The sequence below is a fragment of the Stenotrophomonas sp. TWI587 genome (assembly GCF_039674145.1).
In the GTDB taxonomy this organism is placed as follows: Bacteria; Pseudomonadota; Gammaproteobacteria; order Xanthomonadales; family Xanthomonadaceae; genus Stenotrophomonas; species Stenotrophomonas maltophilia_AY.
The window spans coordinates 17,563-33,509 of sequence record NZ_JBDJMW010000006.1 but is presented as its reverse complement, the minus strand read 5'-3'; the positions used below and the strand labels follow the sequence as shown (position 1 = coordinate 33,509).

The following is a 15,947-nucleotide window of genomic DNA, read 5'->3' as shown; positions in this document are numbered from 1 at the left end:
CTGCCGGGTCACCGGTAATGAGGTCTAAAGTGTCGACTGTTTCACTGTCTCTGACCGGTCGGCCGGCCTATCCTCCGAACGTGGGCGCATGGGGTGCGCCGGCGTTCGTTGTATCCATGTTGCACTCAGTACCTGTGAAGGTGGGGAGCCTTCTCGCATGATCGCCACGCCCAATGTAGGGGGGCACCCGGGCCGTGACCCGGCGTTGTTGAAGATGGCCCGTGAGGCCGTGCTGCCAGGGCTGGTCGAGTCGTTCTCGACGGTGCTGGCGCGCTTTGATGACGTGCTGTTCGACCGTGCCGGTACCGCCGGCGCGTCGCAGTTGCTGTTCCTGGATGGCATGCGCGAGCTGCGCCGCCGCCGGGACGACATCGTGGCCGGGTTCCGTGCTCACCTGGAGCAAGGCTGGGACGGGCTGGAGCGGGGCGACCCGCTGTCGGCCGAAGCCACGCTGGCCGGTCAGATCGAAGATGGTCTCAGCCTGGTCCCTGAACACGTGCTGGAGTCCCGGCTGGCGGTGCGCAACTTCGCCACCGTGCTGCTGCGTGACTTCAAGCCGGTGCTCTCGCGGCTGGACCGCCGCCTGGGTGTGATCGCCGGGGGGCTGGAGTTCAACGCCGATACCAATCCGATCAGCCCCGAGCATATCGGCGTGGCCATCCACGAAGCCTTCGCCGATTGTGAACTGGCCCCGGAAGTGCGGCTGGTGCTGATCAAGCTGTGTGAGCGCGACCTCCAGCAGCCGATCGGCAAGCGTTACGACTATCTGGATGAACAACTGGCCGCTGCGGGTGTGATGCCGCAGATGGCCGCGCGCCGGCCACCGCCGCGCGCGCCCTCGCCGCCGCCGCGCCCGGACCGCGATGCCGCGTTCGATGGATTCGATCCGGACACCGTAGGGGGCGGCAGCGAGGAGGGTCAGGCACCGGCCTGGGCCCGCCGCTTCGCCGACCGCTGGGCCGAGAGCCGCGGCCGCCTGCAGGGTGCCCAAGCCGGTCATCAGGAGCTGTCCGGCGATGCGGGCGAGAGCCTCGGTGGCAATCAAGGCATGCTGCTCGATGCGCTGCACGAACTGCTGCAGCAGACCCGCCATGTGCGCGAGGACGCCACCTCGGCGGCCAGCGTTGCGGTGGGCCAGCAGCGCCCGCTGAGCCAGCGCGAGATGATGTCGGTGCTGTCGCTGCTGCAGGCCACGCCGAGCGCTACCCTGCGCGCGGCGATCGGCGAGGACGGCGAATCGCTGGCGCAGCGGTTGAAGAGTGAAGTGCTGTCCGGCGCGACCCGGCTCGGGGTGGATCCCGCGCAGGCGCGGCTGGACCCGCAGGACGAAGACGCGATCGATCTGGTCGGTATGCTGTTCGATGTGATGCTCGATGAGCGCGACCTGGAGGGCCGCTCGCGCGAGCTGATCGGCCGGCTGGTGGTGCCCTTCGTCAAGGTCGCCATGCTCGACCGCCGCATGTTCGTGCAGAAAACCCACCCGGCGCGCAAGCTGCTCAACTCGCTGGCCGAGGCCTGCGAAGGCAACACCGGCGAGAGCCAGGCCGAGCGCGTGCTGATGGGCAAGGTCGAGGAAATCATCGAGCGTCTGGTGGCCGAGTTCAACGAAAACCTGGCGATCTTCCTCACCCTGGAAGAAGAATTCCGCGAGTTCCTGACCCAGCACCGCCGCCGTATCGAGATCGCCGAGCGGCGTGCCGCCGAAACCCAGCGCGGCCAGGAAAAGCTCGAAATGGCGCGCCAGCGCGCCAGCACCGAACTGGACCGTCGCATCGGCGATACCACCTTGCCGCAGGCGATCGGTGAATTCCTGCGCCAGCCGTGGCAGCACCATCTGACCCTGACCGTGCTGCGCGAAGGCGAAGACGGCGCTTCGGTCGGTGAGGCGCTGAGCCTGGCCGATGGCATCCTGGATGAAGTGGCCGAGGCGCGCCGCCATATCGTCGGCAAGCCGTGGCTGCAGGCCTGGCATCCCGCGCTGCGCAAGGTGTTTGCCAGTGTCGGCGTGCATGCCGATGCGGCCACCAGTGCCATCGATGCGCTGCACGACACCCTGCAGGGCATCGCCGAATCGCGCCCCGAGCTGGAACGCGCGCTGCCCGAACTGCCGCAGGTGGCGTTGCCTTCGCCGCCGGCGCAGGAATCGGCGTCGGTGGAGCTGGGCAGCAAGGTGGATGTCAGCGATTTCGACAATGCCGATGCCGACCGCTTCCGCGGGCTGGAGATCGGCAGCTGGCTGGATTTCGTCGACAAGGACGGCAAGGTGCAGGCGGGCAAGCTGTCCTGGGTCAGTCCGATTTCCCAGCGCCTGCTGTTCGTCAACCGGCGCGGGGTGCGCTTCTGCGTGGCCTCGCCGGAAGAACTGGCGGTGATGGTGCGCCTGGGGCGTCTGCGCGCGCATATCGATGACGGCGCCTTCGACAGTGCCATGCAGGGCGTGATCGATCGCCTGGATACCAAGAACGCCACCGTGCATTGACCCCGGGGGCCACCTTGGCCTGACGATCGGGTTACGATCAGCCCACAATCCGCTGATCGTCGGGGACAGGCATGGCTGTCGAGGTGTTGGTGGTAAAGGAACATGCGCCGGGAGAACGGCGCGTGGCGATGACGCCGGAAACGGCGCGCAAGCTGGTCGCGCTGGGTGCGGGCGTGTCCTTCGAGCCCGGCGCCGGGTTGGCTGCGGGCTTCCCCGATGCGGCCTATCAGGACGTGGGGGCACAGTCCGCCGATGATACCCGCCTGGCCCAGGCCGACATCGTGCTGTGCGTGCAGCCGCCGTCCAATGACCGCCTTGCCCGCTTGAAATCCGGCGCCAGCCTGATCGGCATGCTGCATCCGCAGGCCGACGCCGAGCGCGCCGGCCTGATCCAGTCGCGTGGCCTGCAGGCCTTCCCGCTGGAGCGCTTGCCGCGCACAACACGTGCGCAATCGATGGATGTGCTCAGTTCGCAGGCCGGCATGGCCGGTTACAAGGCCACCCTGATCGCGGCCCAGCGCGCGCCGCGCTTCTTTCCGATGCTGACCACCGCTGCCGGCACGATCCGTCCCTCCAAGGTATTGGTGGTGGGTGCGGGTGTGGCCGGGCTGCAGGCGATCGCCACCGCGCGCCGGTTGGGCGCGCAGGTGGAAGGCTTCGATGTGCGCCCGGAAACCCGCGAGCAGATCGAATCACTGGGCGGCAAATTCCTGGACCTGGGCGTCAGCGCGGTGGGCGAAGGCGGCTATGCGCGCCCGCTGACCGATGAGGAACGTGCCGAGCAGCAGCGTCGCCTTGGCGAGCATCTGCGCACGGTGGACGTGGTGATCTGCACTGCTGCCGTTCCCGGGCGGCCGGCGCCGAAGATCGTCAGCACCGCGATGGCGCGTGGCATGAAGCCTGGCAGCGTGATCGTCGATCTCGCCGCGGAAACCGGCGGCAACTGCGAAGCCACCCAGCCAGGCGAGGTGGTGGATCTGGACGGTGTGCTCATCGACGGCCCGCTCAATCTGGCCAGCCAGGGCGCAGTCCACGCCAGCGAGATGTACGCCCGCAACGTCTACAACTTCGTCGCGCTGTTCCTGAAAGACGGCGCTGTCACCTTCGACTGGGACGACGAACTGCTCGCGAAAACCCGCTGGGTCGCCGCCTGAAATAACAGGGACTGAAATAACAGGGACGGAGGTAGTTAATAATCCCCTCCGTCCCCGTTAAATGCTCCGTTAAATGCTCAGCGCTTCGGCGGTGTCGGTGTCGGCGCGGGGTTGGCTTTGAGCCAGGCCTTGCGCTCGTCCGGGGTCATCCGTGTCCAGCGATCACGCAGGTCCTGCCGTTGTTCCGGGGTCATGCTGCGCATCTGGCCGAACAGCGCGCGCGCCTGCTCACGTTGCTCCGGCGTCATGTTCTCGAAACGGTGGCGGCCCCGGTGCGCCTGCGCGCGCTGTTCCGGGGTCATGGTCAGCCAGCGCTGACCGTGCTGCAGCATGCGCTCGCGTTGCGGCGCCGGCGCGTCGTTCCAACGGTCACGCACCGGCGCGATCAACGCCTCGCGCTGCTGCGGGCTGAGTTTGTCCCAGTCCGGCAGCGGGGCGGTCTGGGCCCAGCCGGGCGCACTCAGCGTCAGCACTACCAGCCCCAGGGACAGTCGCAGTTTCATCTTCACTCCATTGCCAGGTCGGTGCTGCCCAGCCACACATACAGATCGGGATTTTCGTCGAGAACATCGCTGCCGTCATCGGCCGCGCTCGCCACGACCGGTGCCGGCGGAGCGGTCGTGTCGCCGAGGAGGAAACTGTAGCCCAACGCTAGCGCGACCACCGCCGAACAGGCCGTGGCCATCCACCAGGACGGGGTGTGCCGCTTGGCCGACGGGCCGGCATGACGCGCGCTGCGCAGCCGCGCCAGCGTGGTCGGCGAGAGCGTATCCAGCGCCTGCGCATGCAGCTGCCGCAGGGCGGCATCGTCTTGCATCGAAGGGGGCAGGGGGCGGTTCACAGGGCGATCTCCAGAGACTGCTGCAGCGCCTGTCGGGCGCGCGAAAGATGGGTTTTGACCGCGCCTTCGCTGCAGCCCATGGCCTTGGCCGTGGTGGCGCCGTCCAGGTCCTGCAGCACGCGCAGGGTAAACGCTTCGCGCTGGCGCGCGGGCAGCTCGCGCAGCGCCTGCACCAGTTGTGCGTACTGGTCGCGCTGTTCGTGTGCCTGGGCCGGGCCGGGTGCACTGTCGGCCCAGTCGATGTCATGGTCGCCACCGGCCTCGTCGCTGCTGCGCCAGAACGTCAGGCGGAAGCCCCGGCGGCGCTGCAGATCCACCACGCGGCGGCGCAGGATGCTCCAGAACAACGGCGCCCACTCGGCGGCGGGTTTGTCGCGGTAGCCGAGCATCTTCAGCATGCTGTCCTGCACCGCATCCAGCGCGTCGTCGCGCTGGCGCAGGCCGGCCTCGGCGAAGCGGAACGCGCGCGGTCCGATGCCGGCCAGGAACGCATCCAGCGACACCGGCAGCGCCACCTCGGCAGGGGCGGGCAGGTCGGCATCCGTCGACGGTAGGGGAGAGCTCACCAACACAGGGTAGCGTTCCGGCAGGGGGATACCGTGAGAACGCCCCAGGGCGGGCGCGGTTGACCGGCCTGCCCGATTGGTTCAGCGCATGGTTATGATGCAGGGGACGGGATGACCGCCTGGGAGAGTGACTGCAATGAGCGACGGGTTCGTGGCGTTGTATATCTTCATGTTGGCCGCCATTGCCGGCCACGTGATCATTTCGCGGGTGCCGGTGATCCTGCATACCCCTTTGATGTCCGGCTCCAACTTCATCCACGGCATCGTGCTGATCGGCGCGATGGTGGTGCTGGGGCACGCGCAGACCCCCCTGGAAAAGATCATCGGCTTCATCGCGGTGGTGCTCGGTGCGGGCAACGCGGCCGGCGGCTACGTGGTGACCGAGCGCATGCTCGACATGTTCAAGCCCAGCGCCAAGCGCGACACCGGGGAGAAGGCGCCTTGAACGTGACCACCGCGCAACTGCTGCAGTGGCTGGTCCAGGTGAGCTATCTGGTCGCCGCGACCCTGTTCCTGCTCGGCCTGCAGCGCATGGCCTCGCCGATGACCGCGCGCAGCGGTATCCGCTGGGCCGGACTGGGCATGCTGATCGCCACGGTGGCGACGTTCTTCCTGCCGGACCTGCACAACATCCCGCTGATCCTCGCGGCGGTGGCGATCGGCACCGGCGTGGCGTGGTGGTCGGCCAAGCGTGTGGCGATCACCGACATGCCGCAGATGGTGGCGCTCTACAACGGCATGGGCGGCGGCTCGGCGGCGGCGATCGGTGCGGTCGAGCTGCTGCGCTTCTCGTTCCTGACCAACCGCGATACCACCCACTGGAGCGAGCAGGCGCTGGCCGACCTCGCCGCGCGCCAGCCGTCCTCCACCGTGCTGGCGCTGGCGGTGATCGGCTCGGCGATCGGCGCGGTGTCGCTGTCCGGCTCGATCATCGCCTGGGCCAAACTCGACGGTCGGCTCGACCGCCGCGTCACCTTCCCGGGGCAACAGGTGTTCAACCTGCTGGTCGCGCTGGCGATGGTGGTGCTGGGCATCTGGGCAGCGGTCACCCTGAGTCCGGTGGCGATCATCAGCTTCTTCGTGGTCGCACTCGCGCTGGGCGTACTGATGACGCTGCCGATCGGTGGCGCGGACATGCCGGTGGTGATCTCGCTGTACAACGCATTCACCGGCCTGGCGGTGGCCTTCGAGGGTTACGTGCTCGGCAACGAGGCCCTGATCATCGCCGGCATGATGGTCGGCGCAGCCGGCATCCTGCTGACCCGTTTGATGGCCAAGGCGATGAACCGGCCGATCAGCGGCGTGCTGTTCTCCAACTTTGGCGGCGGCGGTGTGGCGCAGGAAATCAGCGGCGCGCAGAAGCCCATCGAGGCCAGCGACGTGGCCGCGATGCTGGCCTTCGCCGAGCGCGTGGTGATCGTGCCCGGCTACGGCATGGCCGTGGCCCAGGCGCAGCACAAGGTGTGGGAGCTGGCGCAGCGCCTGATCGATCGCGGCATCAAGGTGAAGTTCGCGATCCACCCGGTGGCCGGGCGCATGCCGGGGCACATGAACGTGCTGCTGGCCGAGGCGGGCGTGCCCTACGACCTCATCGCCGACATGGACGACATCAACCCGGAATTTCCGAACACCGACGTGGTGCTGGTGATCGGCGCCAACGACGTGGTCAATCCGGTGGCGCGTACCGACCCGGCCAGCCCGATCTACGGCATGCCGATCCTGGACGTGGTCAACGCGCGCAACGTGGTGGTGATCAAGCGCGGCAAGGGCACCGGCTTTGCGGGCATCGAGAATGCGCTGTTCTATGCCGACAACGCCCGCATGCTGTACGGCGATGGCGCCGGTGCGGCGAGCGCGCTGGTCAGCGAGCTGAAGGCGCTAGACGGCGGGTAAACGTCATCGCATGCGCGCTGACGCCCCACGTTCTGCTGCGCAAAACGCGGGCCCGGACTCATCAGCACCCAGACCCCCGCGCCTTCGGCGCCGCCCCCTGACTCAGGGGGCTCTCCTCCAGCTGCATTCTGACAGCGCGCAGGAGAGCCGCCTGCTAGCTGGCATTACCGACGGAGCGGCGGCGCGAATGCGATGACGTCACCTTGCTATCCACCAACCCACGACCAGCGCCACGCCCAGCCACAGCCATTGGGCCGCGCCGTTGGCCAGGCCGATCAGGGTGGCGGCCAGATAGGGCCCCATGCGCAACGCTGATTCCCACGGATTGAGGCCCATCGAGCCGCCAAGGTAGGCCGAGGCGATGCCCCAGTTGGCCGCCAGCGCAACCAGCAGGGTCGCCATCAGGGTCAGCACCACCCGGGTCTTCCCCGCGCGCAGGGTGCCCAGGCGCAGCATGAACGCGATGTCCAATGCGGCCAGTACCGCCATCCAGCCGGCCTGGCGGCCGGTGAGCAGGGCGATGAACAACCAGGCCAACGTGGCCGTGACAACACCAAGCAGCAACATCGGGGGCCAGAGCCAGTGGCGGCTCCGGACAGGCACGGACGTGGGCGACATGCAATCTTCCTGTAAGTCCCCACAGGATACCGGCTTGCGGGGTGACCGGCGCGTGGGCGGCCACTGGGCTAAAATGGGTGCCTTGCGGGAATTGGCCGCGACCCCCATATCGATCCACATGTACTCCCGTAGCAGTGAACCCGTCCACTTCGAACGCGACTGCGAGGCCGTCATGGTCCCGCAGGGCGAAACGGTCACGCTGCCCGCTGGCAGCTATGGCTACATCACCCAGGCCCTGGGTGGCAGCTATACCGTCTTTGTCGAAGGCAATCTGTTCCGCATCGCCGGCAAGGATGGCGATGCCATCGGCAAGGAGGCGCCCCCGGCGCTGGAACTGCCCGCCGATGCCTCCGACGAGGAGGTCGAAAAACTGGTGTGGCAGCAGCTGCGCACCTGTTTCGATCCGGAAATCCCCTTCAACATCGTCGATCTGGGCCTGGTCTATGAAGTGGACCTCAAGCACCTGGACGACGGCCAGCGCGAGGTCGAGATCAAGATGACCCTGACCGCCCCCGGCTGCGGCATGGGCGAGATCCTCGTCGATGACGTGCGCAGCAAGCTGGAAATGATCCCGACGGTGGCCGAGGCCGACGTCGAGCTGGTGTTCGACCCGCCGTGGGGCCGTCACATGATGTCCGAGGCCGCCCGGCTCGAAACCGGCATGCTGTAACCGCCCATCGCCAGCCGGCGTCACGGCGTTCCCCGTAACCAGAACAGGAAATATCCGGTGTCCCAGTCTTCCGTGAGCTTCAACACCACCCGTTCCGCCCAGCCGCGCAGCAGCGAGGAGCGTGAGCGCATCCTGGCCGCCCCCGGTTTTGGTCTGCACTTCACCGACCACATGGTGGAAGTGCGCTGGGACAAGGACACCGGCTGGCACGATGCCGTGGTGCGCCCGTATGGCCCGCTGCAGCTGGACCCGGCCGCCGCGGTGCTGCATTACGGTCAGGAAATCTTCGAAGGCATCAAGGCCTACCGCCACGCCGATGGCTCGATCTGGACCTTCCGTCCGGAGGCCAACGGTCGCCGCCTGCAGCGTTCGGCCCAGCGCCTGGCGCTGCCGGAACTGCCGGTGGACATCTTCGTCGAATCGCTCAAGCAGATGATCGCCGTGGACGCGTCGTGGGTGCCGTCGGCCGACGAATCCAGCCTGTACTTCCGTCCCTTCATGATCGGCGATGAAGCCTTCCTCGGCGTGCGCGGCGCACACAAGGCCGGCTACTACGTGATCGCCAGCCCGGCCGGCCCGTACTTCGCCAAGGGTGTGGCGCCGGTGTCGATCTGGCTGTCCACCGAATACGCGCGCGCAGGCAAGGGCGGCACCGGCGCGGCCAAGTGCGGTGGCAATTACGCCGCCTCGCTGCTGCCGCAGCAGAAGGCGCAGGCGCAGGGCTGCTCGCAGGTGCTGTTCCTGGATCCGGTGGAAGGCAAGTACCTGGAAGAACTGGGTGGCATGAACGTGTTCCTGGTCTACAAGGACGGCACCCTGGTGACCCCGTCGCTGTCGGGCAGCATCCTGGAAGGCATCACCCGTGAAAGCATCCTGCAGCTGGCCCGCGACCGCGGCATGAAGGTCGAAGAGCGCAAGGTCACCCTCGAGGAGTGGAAGGACGGCGTGACCTCCGGCGAGATCGTGGAAGCGTTCGCCTGCGGCACCGCTGCGGTGGTCACCCCGATCGGCCAGCTCAAGGGCGAAGGCTTCTCGGTGGGCGACATCAATGCGCCGGCCGGTGAAGTGACGATGTCGCTGCGCAAGGAGCTGACCGACATCCAGTACGGCCGCCTGCCGGACCGTCATGGCTGGCTGGTCCGCCTGGACGCCTGATCCCGGCGGATCCGCGTTGAGACCTCCAAACCCGCCTGGTGACAGGCGGGTTTTTTGTTGCCTGTCCTGCGGTGGCAACGACGCAAGCCATTGATGCGCAAGTGTTGTCCTGTCGGAGAGGACATTGACAGCCATTTCGGACATTCGTTGACGCAATGCGACCGTTCAAAACTTCCCCCACGCCTTCACTTTCACAAACCCTCGACACAGAAAGTCTCAAATCCGACATTTCATGTCACTGAAGTGCAGCTGAAACATTGTTGATCGTGCGGTGAGCCACTAGCGTCGGAACGGGCGGTTTGATCTCAGGGGAACCGATCCAATCACCGGGCCCGATCCGCGCCATCGCTTCCAGCAGCCCCCGGATCGGACCTGGATTCTCAGCCGCGACGACGGCATTCACTGTCTGAAAGGGAAATCCGATGTCTCATGTCTCGCAACACCGTTTGCGTCACCGTGCATGGGTTGTACTGGGCGCCTCTGTCATGTCGAGCCTGCTGCTGGCCACCCCGGCCTTTGCCGGCGATGTGCAGCTGAGCGGTCTGTCTTCGGCGCCGACCCACCAGCGTTTCATCGTGAAGTACAAGGATGGCAGCAGCGAGGTCGCAACGCCGACCGCGCTGGCCAGTTCGCTGAAGGCCGCCGCCGCCGCGGTGCCGGCGGCCCAAGGCCGCGCGCTGGGGCTGCAGAAGCTGCGCCAGCTGGCGATCGGCCCGACCGTGGTCAAGGCCGACCGGCCCTTGGACCGCGCCGAAGCCGAGCTGCTGATGCGCCGTCTGGCGGCAGATCCGGGCGTGGAATACGTCGAGGTCGATCAGCTCATGCAGGCCACGCTGGTGCCCAACGACACCCGCTTCTCCGAACAGTGGGGCTTCGGTACGAGCAACGCCTCGATCAACGTGCGCCCGGCCTGGGACAAGGCCACCGGCAGCGGCGTGGTGGTGGCGGTGATCGACACCGGCATCACCAACCACCCCGATCTCAACGCCAACCTCCTGCCCGGCTATGACTTCATCAGTGACGCGGCGATGGCGCGCGACGGCGGTGGCCGCGACAACAATCCCAACGACGAGGGCGACTGGTACGCCGCCAACGAGTGTGGTTCCGGCATTCCTGCGTCCAATTCCAGCTGGCACGGCACCCACGTGGCCGGTACCGTCGCGGCGGTGACCAACAACAGCACCGGCGTGGCGGGCACGGCGTTCAACGCCAAGGTCGTCCCGGTGCGCGTGCTCGGCAAGTGTGGCGGCTACACCTCCGACATCGCCGACGCGATCGTGTGGGCCTCCGGCGGTACCGTCAGCGGCGTCCCGGCCAATGCCAACCCCGCCGAAGTGATCAACATGTCCCTCGGCGGCGGTGGCACCTGCTCCACCACCTACCAGACCGCGATCAACGGCGCCGTCTCGCGCGGCACCACCGTGGTCGTCGCGGCCGGCAACAGCAACACCAACGTCTCCTCCTCGGTGCCGGCCAACTGCGCCAACGTGATCGCGGTTGCCGCGACCACGTCGGCCGGCGCCCGCGCCAGCTTCTCCAACTACGGTGCCGGCATCGACATCTCCGCGCCGGGCCAGGGCATCCTCTCCACCCTCAACAGCGGCACCACGGTCCCGGGCACCGCATCGTATGCCTCCTACAACGGCACCTCGATGGCAGCCCCGCACGTGGCCGGCGTGGTCGCGCTGGTCCAGTCCGTCGCGCCGACCGCGCTGAGCCCGGCGGCCATCGAAAGCCTGCTCAAGAGCACCGCACGTCCGTTGCCGGGCGCCTGCTCCGGCGGCTGCGGCGCGGGCATTGTCGATGCCGATGCGGCCGTGACGGCGGCCCTGGGTGGGACCAACCCGAACCCTGGCACTGGCAACGTGCTGCAGAACAACGTCCCGGTCACCGGCCTTGGCGCCGCCAGCGGTGCCTCCCTGGCCTACACCGTGACCGTGCCGTCGGGCAGCAGCCAGCTGAAGGTCACCATCGCCGGTGGCAGCGGCGATGCCGACCTCTACGTTCGTTCCGGCAGTGCCCCGACCGACACTGTCTACACCTGCCGCCCCTACCTCAGCGGCAACAACGAGACCTGCACGATCGCGTCGCCGGCGGCCGGCACCTGGCACGTACGGGTCAAGGCCTACTCGACCTTCTCCGGGCTGAGCCTCACCGCGCAGTACTGATCGCTTTCCCATCGCACCAACGCAGAACGCCCCGGCATGCCGGGGCGTTCGTTCAATCAACAGGAATCACGCCGCTTCGAAGCGGTTGGCAGCCACGTTCTTGCGTACCTGTTCCGGATTCCAGATCCGGCCGTTCATCGCGATGTACACGCCGCTCGGCAGCGACTGCACCGCACCGATCGCACACCCGATGTTGAACTCCGCATCCGAGCCGCGGAAGCGCGCCGGGCTCAGCGCACCGGTCATCACGATCGTCTTGTCCGTGATCGACTTCAGCACCTGGCCGGTCTGCACCATCGAGTCGGTGCCGTGGGTGACCAGCACATGCCGCGTCGGCTGCGCGGCGATCGTGGCCCGGATCAACTCGCGGTCCTCGTCGGTGATGTGCAGCGAATCCTTGCGCAGGATCGGGATCACATTGAAACGGAAGGTCACGCCCAGCTCGCGCAGGATCATCCCGATCTGCGGATCACCGATCTGATAATCCGACTTGTCGTCGAAGTAGATCTTGTCGATCGTGCCACCGGTGGTGATGATCAGTAGTTCTTCCATTGCAAGCATCCTGGGTACCAGACAGAAGGGCACGGAACCGCCGCGCCGACCCGTAGATGATACGGCTGCCGCCCGCCCGATGCAGGCGTGCGACGCCGGGCGGTCAGCCAGCCGTCGTCTTCCGCCCGAAGCGCCGGCGCAGCCCCGGCATGCTGGCGACCTCGATCACCGCCAGGGCCAGCCCCAGCTCGATCCAGCCCCACAGCGCCACGTCCGGGTGGCTCCAGGCGCTCATCACCCCGTGGCTGAACCAGAACAGCGCCAACACCCCGGCCCAGAACATCGCCTTGCCCCGCCGCAGCAGCACGCCCAGTGCCAGCAGCAGCGGCGGCAGGGTAAACACCAGCTGGGAGGCCAGCCAATGTTTGTCCTGCGCGAACCACACCGCGAACAGCACTGCCAGCGCCACCAGCAGCAGCGCCAGGACGATCTCCTGCGCCCGCGTGCTCACGCCAGCCGCCGGGCGATATCGGCCACCCGCCGCCCCAGCGCCCGGGCCAGGATGCTCTCATCCTCGCTCGGCACCGGGTTGTCGTCCGCGCCGGCCACGTGGCTGGCGCCGTATGGCGTGCCGCCGGTGGTGGTGTGGCTCAGCGCAGGCTCGGTAAAGGGAATCCCGACGATCAGGCAGCCGTGGTGCAGCAGCGGCACCTGCATCGACAGCAGTGTCGACTCCTGTCCGCCGTGCAGCGACGCGGTCGATGTGAACACGCCGGCCGGCTTGCCGGCCAGGGTGCCGTTGACCCACTCCGCGCCCAGCCCGTCCAGGAAGTGCTTCACCGGCGCGGCCATGTTGCCGAACCGGGTCGGGCTGCCCAGCAGCAGCCCCGTGCATTCGGCCAGATCAGCCACGCTGACATACGGTGCGCCATCCTCGGGCACCGGTGGCAGCGCCGTCTGCGTCACCGCCGCCACCGGCGGCACCGTGCGCAGCCGCGCGCTCATGCCGGGCACCTCGCCGATGCCGCGCGCAATCTGGCGGGCAAGCCGTGCCACTGAACCGCCACGGCTGTAATACAGCACCAGGATCTCCGCCATTTCGCTTTCATCTCGTTGCGTCCAATGCAGCCAGTATGGCAACGCTGCCCGCTCAGGGCGAGGCCGGTCACTGTGAGCGGGCGTGCATGCCCCACACCCGTCATCGGGTACCCTTGCGCCGATGGAACCTCTCGATACGATCAACCTGTGGATCGAACGCGTCCGGGACCGTGCGCGCACGATCAGCTTCGGCCGCTTCCTGTGGCGCCGCTTCCTGGATGACCGCCTGTTCCAGGCGGCCGCGTCGCTGGCCTACACCACGGTGTTCGCGCTGGTGCCGCTGGCCATCGTCGTGTTCGGGGTGCTCTCGGCGTTCCCGGTGTTCGATCGCTGGAGCGACACCCTCAGCGATTACGTGTTCTCCAACTTCGTGCCCAACGCCGCGCGCGCCGCAGAAGGCTACCTGCGGCAATTCTCGGCCAGCGCCGGGCAACTGACTGCTGCCGGCTTCATCGCCCTGGTGGTATCGCTGCTGATCACGCTCAACAGCGTGGAAGAAACCTTCAACCAGATCTGGCGGGTGAGTTCGACCCGGCCGAAGCTGACCCGCTTCCTGGTGTATTGGACCGTGCTCACCCTCGGCGCGATGCTGGCTGCGGCCTCGCTGGCGGTCTCGGCGCGGGTGTTCGCGCTGCCGTTGTTCGGCACCAGCGAAGGCCGCTGGCTGGCCAACGTCTCGCTGACGGTCGCGCCGATCCTGATCGAGTTCCTCTGCATCATGCTCGTCTACCGCGTGGTGCCGCACCACACGGTCAAATGGCGGCATGCCATTCCCGGCGCGATCCTGGCCGCGATCATGCTGGAGTTGGTGAAGTGGGGCATGGGCGCTTACCTGGGCAGCTTCCAGTCCTACCAGAAGCTCTACGGCACGGTCGCCTTCGTACCGATCCTGCTGCTGTGGATCTACCTGTGCTGGGTCTCGGTGCTGCTGGGGGCCTCGCTGGCCTCCTCGATCGCCGCCTTCCGCTACCAGCCAGCCGACCTGCGCCTGCCGGTGGGGTATGAAATCTATGGTCTGCTGCGCCTGATCGGCCGTTTCCACCAGGCCCGTGCAGATGGCCGCAGCCTGGATGACGATGAAATCCTGCGGCTGGAGCCGATGCTGACCGACTCGCTGCTGCAGACGCTGCTCTGCGATCTGGAAGCGATCCGCGTGGTGCGCCGCGACGAGCAGGGCGAATGGCTGCTCGCGCGCGACCTGGACAAACTCACCCTGGCCGACCTGTACGAGACCACGCAGATGCGGATCCCGATCAAGGAAGCCTACCTGCCGTATCGCGACGACAGCCTCGGCACCGCCTCGGTGGCCGCGCTGGACACCTTGCGCCTGCCGCTGCGCGAACTGCTCAAACGCCGCGTCAGCGACATCTACTCGACCCCCGGAGACAAACCATGACCGCCAAGCCCCTGCTGCTGGCCCTGGGCCTGCTGACGCTGGCCGCCTGCAACAAGCCCGCCGCACAGAGCGAGGCCACCGCGCCCGCCGCCCCGGCCCCGATCAGCGAGCCCGCCGCACCGCCGGCCGAGGCAGTACCCGCCACCGAGCGCAAGACCGTCGAACAGCCGACGCTGAAAGCCAAGGCGCTGGACGGCACCGACTACGATCTGGCGGCGCACCGCGGCAAGTGGGTGGTGGTGAACTTCTGGGCCACCTGGTGCGCCCCGTGCCGCAAGGAAATGCCCGAGCTTTCGGCGCTGCACGCGATGCGCAATGAGATCGAAGTGGTCGGGCTGGCCTTCGAGGACATCGAACCGGCCGAGATGAAGGCCTTCCTGGAGAAGCGCCCGGTCACCTATCCGATCGTGATCGTGGATACCTACAACCCGCCGGAAGACTTCGCGATCCCGCGCGGCCTGCCGATGACCTACCTGATCGCGCCGGACGGCAAGGTCGCCAAGGAATTCCTCGGCCCGGTCACCGCGCACGACATCGAAGCGCGCATCAAGGAAGGCTGAGCCTGACGGGCGTGCCGGTGGATGGCCGGCACGCCTTTGCCCCGCTGCGCGCGGTGGATCTACGTGGTGACGAAGGGTTCGATCGGCTTCAGCACGCCGAAGTGCTCCTTGTGCAGCTTGCCCTTCAACGGCGGCAGCGCCAGCACCGGCTCGTCCACGCGGGTATCGGGCAGGCGGTCCAGCAGGTTGCGGATCAGGCCCAGCCGGCCGCGCTTCTGGTCGTTGAAGTCCACCAGCGTCCACGGGGCATCCTCGTTATGCGTCGCGCGCAGCATCGCTTCGCGGCTCTCGGTATAGGCGCTGTACTTGCTGCGTGATTCCAGGTCCACCGGCGACAGCTTCCAGCCCTTGAGCGGATCGAGGTGGCGCTCGGCGAAGCGCTTTTCCTGTTGTGCCTGGTCCACGCTGAGCCAGTACTTGAACAGCACGATGCCATCGTCGATCAGCAGCTTCTCGAACACCGGCGTCTGCGCCAGGAAGCTGCGGTACTGCGCCTCGGTGCAGTAGCCCATCACATGCTCGACACCCGCGCGGTTGTACCAGCTGCGGTCCATCAGCACGATCTCGCCGGCCGCGGGCAGGTGCGAAACATACCGCTGGAAATACCACTGGGTGCTTTCGCGATCGGTCGGCTTGGGCAGCGCGACGACTTTGCACTGGCGCGGATTGAGATGCTCGGCGATCGCCTGAATCGCACCGCCCTTGCCCGCAGTATCGCGGCCTTCGAACAGCACCAGCACGCGTTGCCCGGTGTGCTGCACCCAGCGCGCCATGGCCGCCAGTTCCAGTTGCATGGGTTCCAGCAGGGCCTGGTACTCCTTGCGCTTGAGCTTGCCCATCGGCGTACCTCGGTGATT

General features: G+C 67.3%; 17 protein-coding genes. 9 read left to right on the top strand and 8 right to left on the bottom strand.

The window, feature by feature from the left end; all coding sequences use genetic code 11:
- Nucleotides 1-157 precede the first annotated feature (157 nt).
- Together ABE464_RS11420 and ABE464_RS11415 are read left to right on the top strand one after the other, a co-directional pair.
- Nucleotides 158-2,479, top strand: coding sequence for a DUF1631 domain-containing protein (locus ABE464_RS11420; RefSeq protein ID WP_346472044.1), 2,322 nt, complete (start codon nucleotides 158-160; stop codon nucleotides 2,477-2,479).
- Between the two features lie 71 nt (nucleotides 2,480-2,550).
- Nucleotides 2,551-3,633, top strand: coding sequence for an NAD(P) transhydrogenase subunit alpha (locus ABE464_RS11415; RefSeq protein WP_346472043.1), 1,083 nt, complete (start codon nucleotides 2,551-2,553; stop codon nucleotides 3,631-3,633).
- Nucleotides 3,634-3,710: 77 nt separating this feature from the next.
- On the opposite strand, the gene ABE464_RS11410 is transcribed toward ABE464_RS11415, so the two are convergent.
- The 3 genes from ABE464_RS11410 to ABE464_RS11400 are packed head-to-tail and all read right to left on the bottom strand — an operon-like array spanning nucleotide 3,711 to nucleotide 5,046.
- Complete coding sequence (locus ABE464_RS11410; RefSeq protein WP_346472042.1) at nucleotides 3,711-4,136, bottom strand: DUF3106 domain-containing protein; 426 nt, start codon at nucleotides 4,134-4,136, stop codon at nucleotides 3,711-3,713.
- Between the two features lie 2 nt (nucleotides 4,137-4,138).
- On the bottom strand, nucleotides 4,139-4,474 hold the full coding sequence (locus tag ABE464_RS11405) for a hypothetical protein (protein ID WP_346472041.1): 336 nt from the start codon (nucleotides 4,472-4,474) through the stop codon (nucleotides 4,139-4,141).
- Complete coding sequence (locus tag ABE464_RS11400; RefSeq protein WP_346472040.1) at nucleotides 4,471-5,046, bottom strand: RNA polymerase sigma factor; 576 nt, start codon at nucleotides 5,044-5,046, stop codon at nucleotides 4,471-4,473. The genes ABE464_RS11405 and ABE464_RS11400 overlap by 4 nt, the downstream gene beginning before the upstream one ends.
- Nucleotides 5,047-5,176: 130 nt before the next feature.
- Between ABE464_RS11400 and ABE464_RS11395 the strand changes: the two genes are divergently transcribed.
- Both ABE464_RS11395 and ABE464_RS11390 read left to right on the top strand, forming a co-directional pair.
- Nucleotides 5,177-5,485 carry an NAD(P) transhydrogenase subunit alpha gene (locus tag ABE464_RS11395; protein WP_123728423.1) on the top strand — a complete coding sequence of 103 codons (309 nt, stop codon included), beginning with the start codon at nucleotides 5,177-5,179 and terminating at the stop codon, nucleotides 5,483-5,485.
- Nucleotides 5,482-6,933: an NAD(P)(+) transhydrogenase (Re/Si-specific) subunit beta gene (locus ABE464_RS11390; RefSeq protein WP_346472039.1), complete on the top strand. Its 1,452-nt coding sequence runs from the start codon at nucleotides 5,482-5,484 to the stop codon at nucleotides 6,931-6,933. Before ABE464_RS11395 ends, ABE464_RS11390 begins: the two co-directional genes overlap by 4 nt.
- Before the next feature lie 198 nt (nucleotides 6,934-7,131).
- On the opposite strand, the gene ABE464_RS11385 is transcribed toward ABE464_RS11390, so the two are convergent.
- Nucleotides 7,132-7,551 (bottom strand): hypothetical protein, encoded by a 420-nt coding sequence (locus tag ABE464_RS11385; RefSeq protein ID WP_346472038.1) that lies wholly within the window; start codon nucleotides 7,549-7,551, stop codon nucleotides 7,132-7,134.
- 118 nt (nucleotides 7,552-7,669) lie between these two features.
- On the opposite strand from ABE464_RS11385, the gene sufT reads away from it, so the two are divergent.
- From sufT to ABE464_RS11370, 3 genes are all read left to right on the top strand, one after another.
- Entirely contained in the window at nucleotides 7,670-8,221 is a 552-nt protein-coding gene (gene sufT / locus ABE464_RS11380; protein WP_313212203.1) for a putative Fe-S cluster assembly protein SufT, read from the top strand.
- 57 nt (nucleotides 8,222-8,278) lie between these two features.
- Nucleotides 8,279-9,376: a branched-chain amino acid aminotransferase gene (locus ABE464_RS11375; protein ID WP_346472037.1), complete on the top strand. Its 1,098-nt coding sequence runs from the start codon at nucleotides 8,279-8,281 to the stop codon at nucleotides 9,374-9,376.
- Nucleotides 9,377-9,798: 422 nt separating this feature from the next.
- Nucleotides 9,799-11,544 carry a S8 family peptidase gene (locus tag ABE464_RS11370; protein WP_346472036.1) on the top strand — a complete coding sequence of 582 codons (1,746 nt, stop codon included), beginning with the start codon at nucleotides 9,799-9,801 and terminating at the stop codon, nucleotides 11,542-11,544.
- 66 nt (nucleotides 11,545-11,610) lie between these two features.
- Here the strand turns inward: ABE464_RS11370 and ABE464_RS11365 are convergent, their stop codons facing one another.
- The 3 genes from ABE464_RS11365 to wrbA all read right to left on the bottom strand — a co-directional run bounded on the left by ABE464_RS11365 (nucleotide 11,611) and on the right by wrbA (nucleotide 13,134).
- Entirely contained in the window at nucleotides 11,611-12,096 is a 486-nt protein-coding gene (locus ABE464_RS11365; protein WP_026070231.1) for an asparaginase domain-containing protein, read from the bottom strand.
- Nucleotides 12,097-12,199: 103 nt separating this feature from the next.
- On the bottom strand, nucleotides 12,200-12,547 hold the full coding sequence (locus tag ABE464_RS11360) for a DUF2069 domain-containing protein (protein ID WP_346472035.1): 348 nt from the start codon (nucleotides 12,545-12,547) through the stop codon (nucleotides 12,200-12,202).
- Nucleotides 12,544-13,134: an NAD(P)H:quinone oxidoreductase gene (gene wrbA, locus ABE464_RS11355; RefSeq protein ID WP_019186096.1), complete on the bottom strand. Its 591-nt coding sequence runs from the start codon at nucleotides 13,132-13,134 to the stop codon at nucleotides 12,544-12,546. Before wrbA ends, ABE464_RS11360 begins: the two co-directional genes overlap by 4 nt.
- Before the next feature lie 121 nt (nucleotides 13,135-13,255).
- On the opposite strand from wrbA, the gene ABE464_RS11350 reads away from it, so the two are divergent.
- Nucleotides 13,256-14,530 (top strand): YihY family inner membrane protein, encoded by a 1,275-nt coding sequence (locus tag ABE464_RS11350; protein WP_046271981.1) that lies wholly within the window; start codon nucleotides 13,256-13,258, stop codon nucleotides 14,528-14,530.
- Nucleotides 14,527-15,090: a TlpA disulfide reductase family protein gene (locus ABE464_RS11345; protein ID WP_346472034.1), complete on the top strand. Its 564-nt coding sequence runs from the start codon at nucleotides 14,527-14,529 to the stop codon at nucleotides 15,088-15,090. Before ABE464_RS11350 ends, ABE464_RS11345 begins: the two co-directional genes overlap by 4 nt.
- Before the next feature lie 59 nt (nucleotides 15,091-15,149).
- Here the strand turns inward: ABE464_RS11345 and ppk2 are convergent, their stop codons facing one another.
- Nucleotides 15,150-15,929, bottom strand: a complete 780-nt coding sequence (ppk2, locus tag ABE464_RS11340; RefSeq protein ID WP_346472033.1) for a polyphosphate kinase 2 — start codon at nucleotides 15,927-15,929, stop codon at nucleotides 15,150-15,152.
- Between the last annotated feature and the right edge of the window lie 18 nt (nucleotides 15,930-15,947).

Excerpts from the sequence above, each read along its gene's own strand:
- ABE464_RS11420 (WP_346472044.1), top strand. The coding sequence starts at position 158 with ATGATCGCCACGCCCAATGTAGGGGGGCACCCGGGCCGTGACCCGGCG.
- ABE464_RS11415 (WP_346472043.1), top strand. The coding sequence starts at position 2,551 with ATGGCTGTCGAGGTGTTGGTGGTAAAGGAACATGCGCCGGGAGAACGG.
- ABE464_RS11410 (WP_346472042.1), bottom strand. The coding sequence starts at position 4,136 with ATGAAACTGCGACTGTCCCTGGGGCTGGTAGTGCTGACGCTGAGTGCG.
- ABE464_RS11395 (WP_123728423.1), top strand. The coding sequence starts at position 5,177 with ATGAGCGACGGGTTCGTGGCGTTGTATATCTTCATGTTGGCCGCCATT.
- ABE464_RS11385 (WP_346472038.1), bottom strand. The coding sequence starts at position 7,551 with ATGTCGCCCACGTCCGTGCCTGTCCGGAGCCGCCACTGGCTCTGGCCC.
- sufT (WP_313212203.1), top strand. The coding sequence starts at position 7,670 with ATGTACTCCCGTAGCAGTGAACCCGTCCACTTCGAACGCGACTGCGAG.
- ABE464_RS11370 (WP_346472036.1), top strand. The coding sequence starts at position 9,799 with ATGTCTCATGTCTCGCAACACCGTTTGCGTCACCGTGCATGGGTTGTA.
- ABE464_RS11365 (WP_026070231.1), bottom strand. The coding sequence starts at position 12,096 with ATGGAAGAACTACTGATCATCACCACCGGTGGCACGATCGACAAGATC.
- wrbA (WP_019186096.1), bottom strand. The coding sequence starts at position 13,134 with ATGGCGGAGATCCTGGTGCTGTATTACAGCCGTGGCGGTTCAGTGGCA.
- ABE464_RS11350 (WP_046271981.1), top strand. The coding sequence starts at position 13,256 with ATGGAACCTCTCGATACGATCAACCTGTGGATCGAACGCGTCCGGGAC.
- ABE464_RS11345 (WP_346472034.1), top strand. The coding sequence starts at position 14,527 with ATGACCGCCAAGCCCCTGCTGCTGGCCCTGGGCCTGCTGACGCTGGCC.
- ppk2 (WP_346472033.1), bottom strand. The coding sequence starts at position 15,929 with ATGGGCAAGCTCAAGCGCAAGGAGTACCAGGCCCTGCTGGAACCCATG.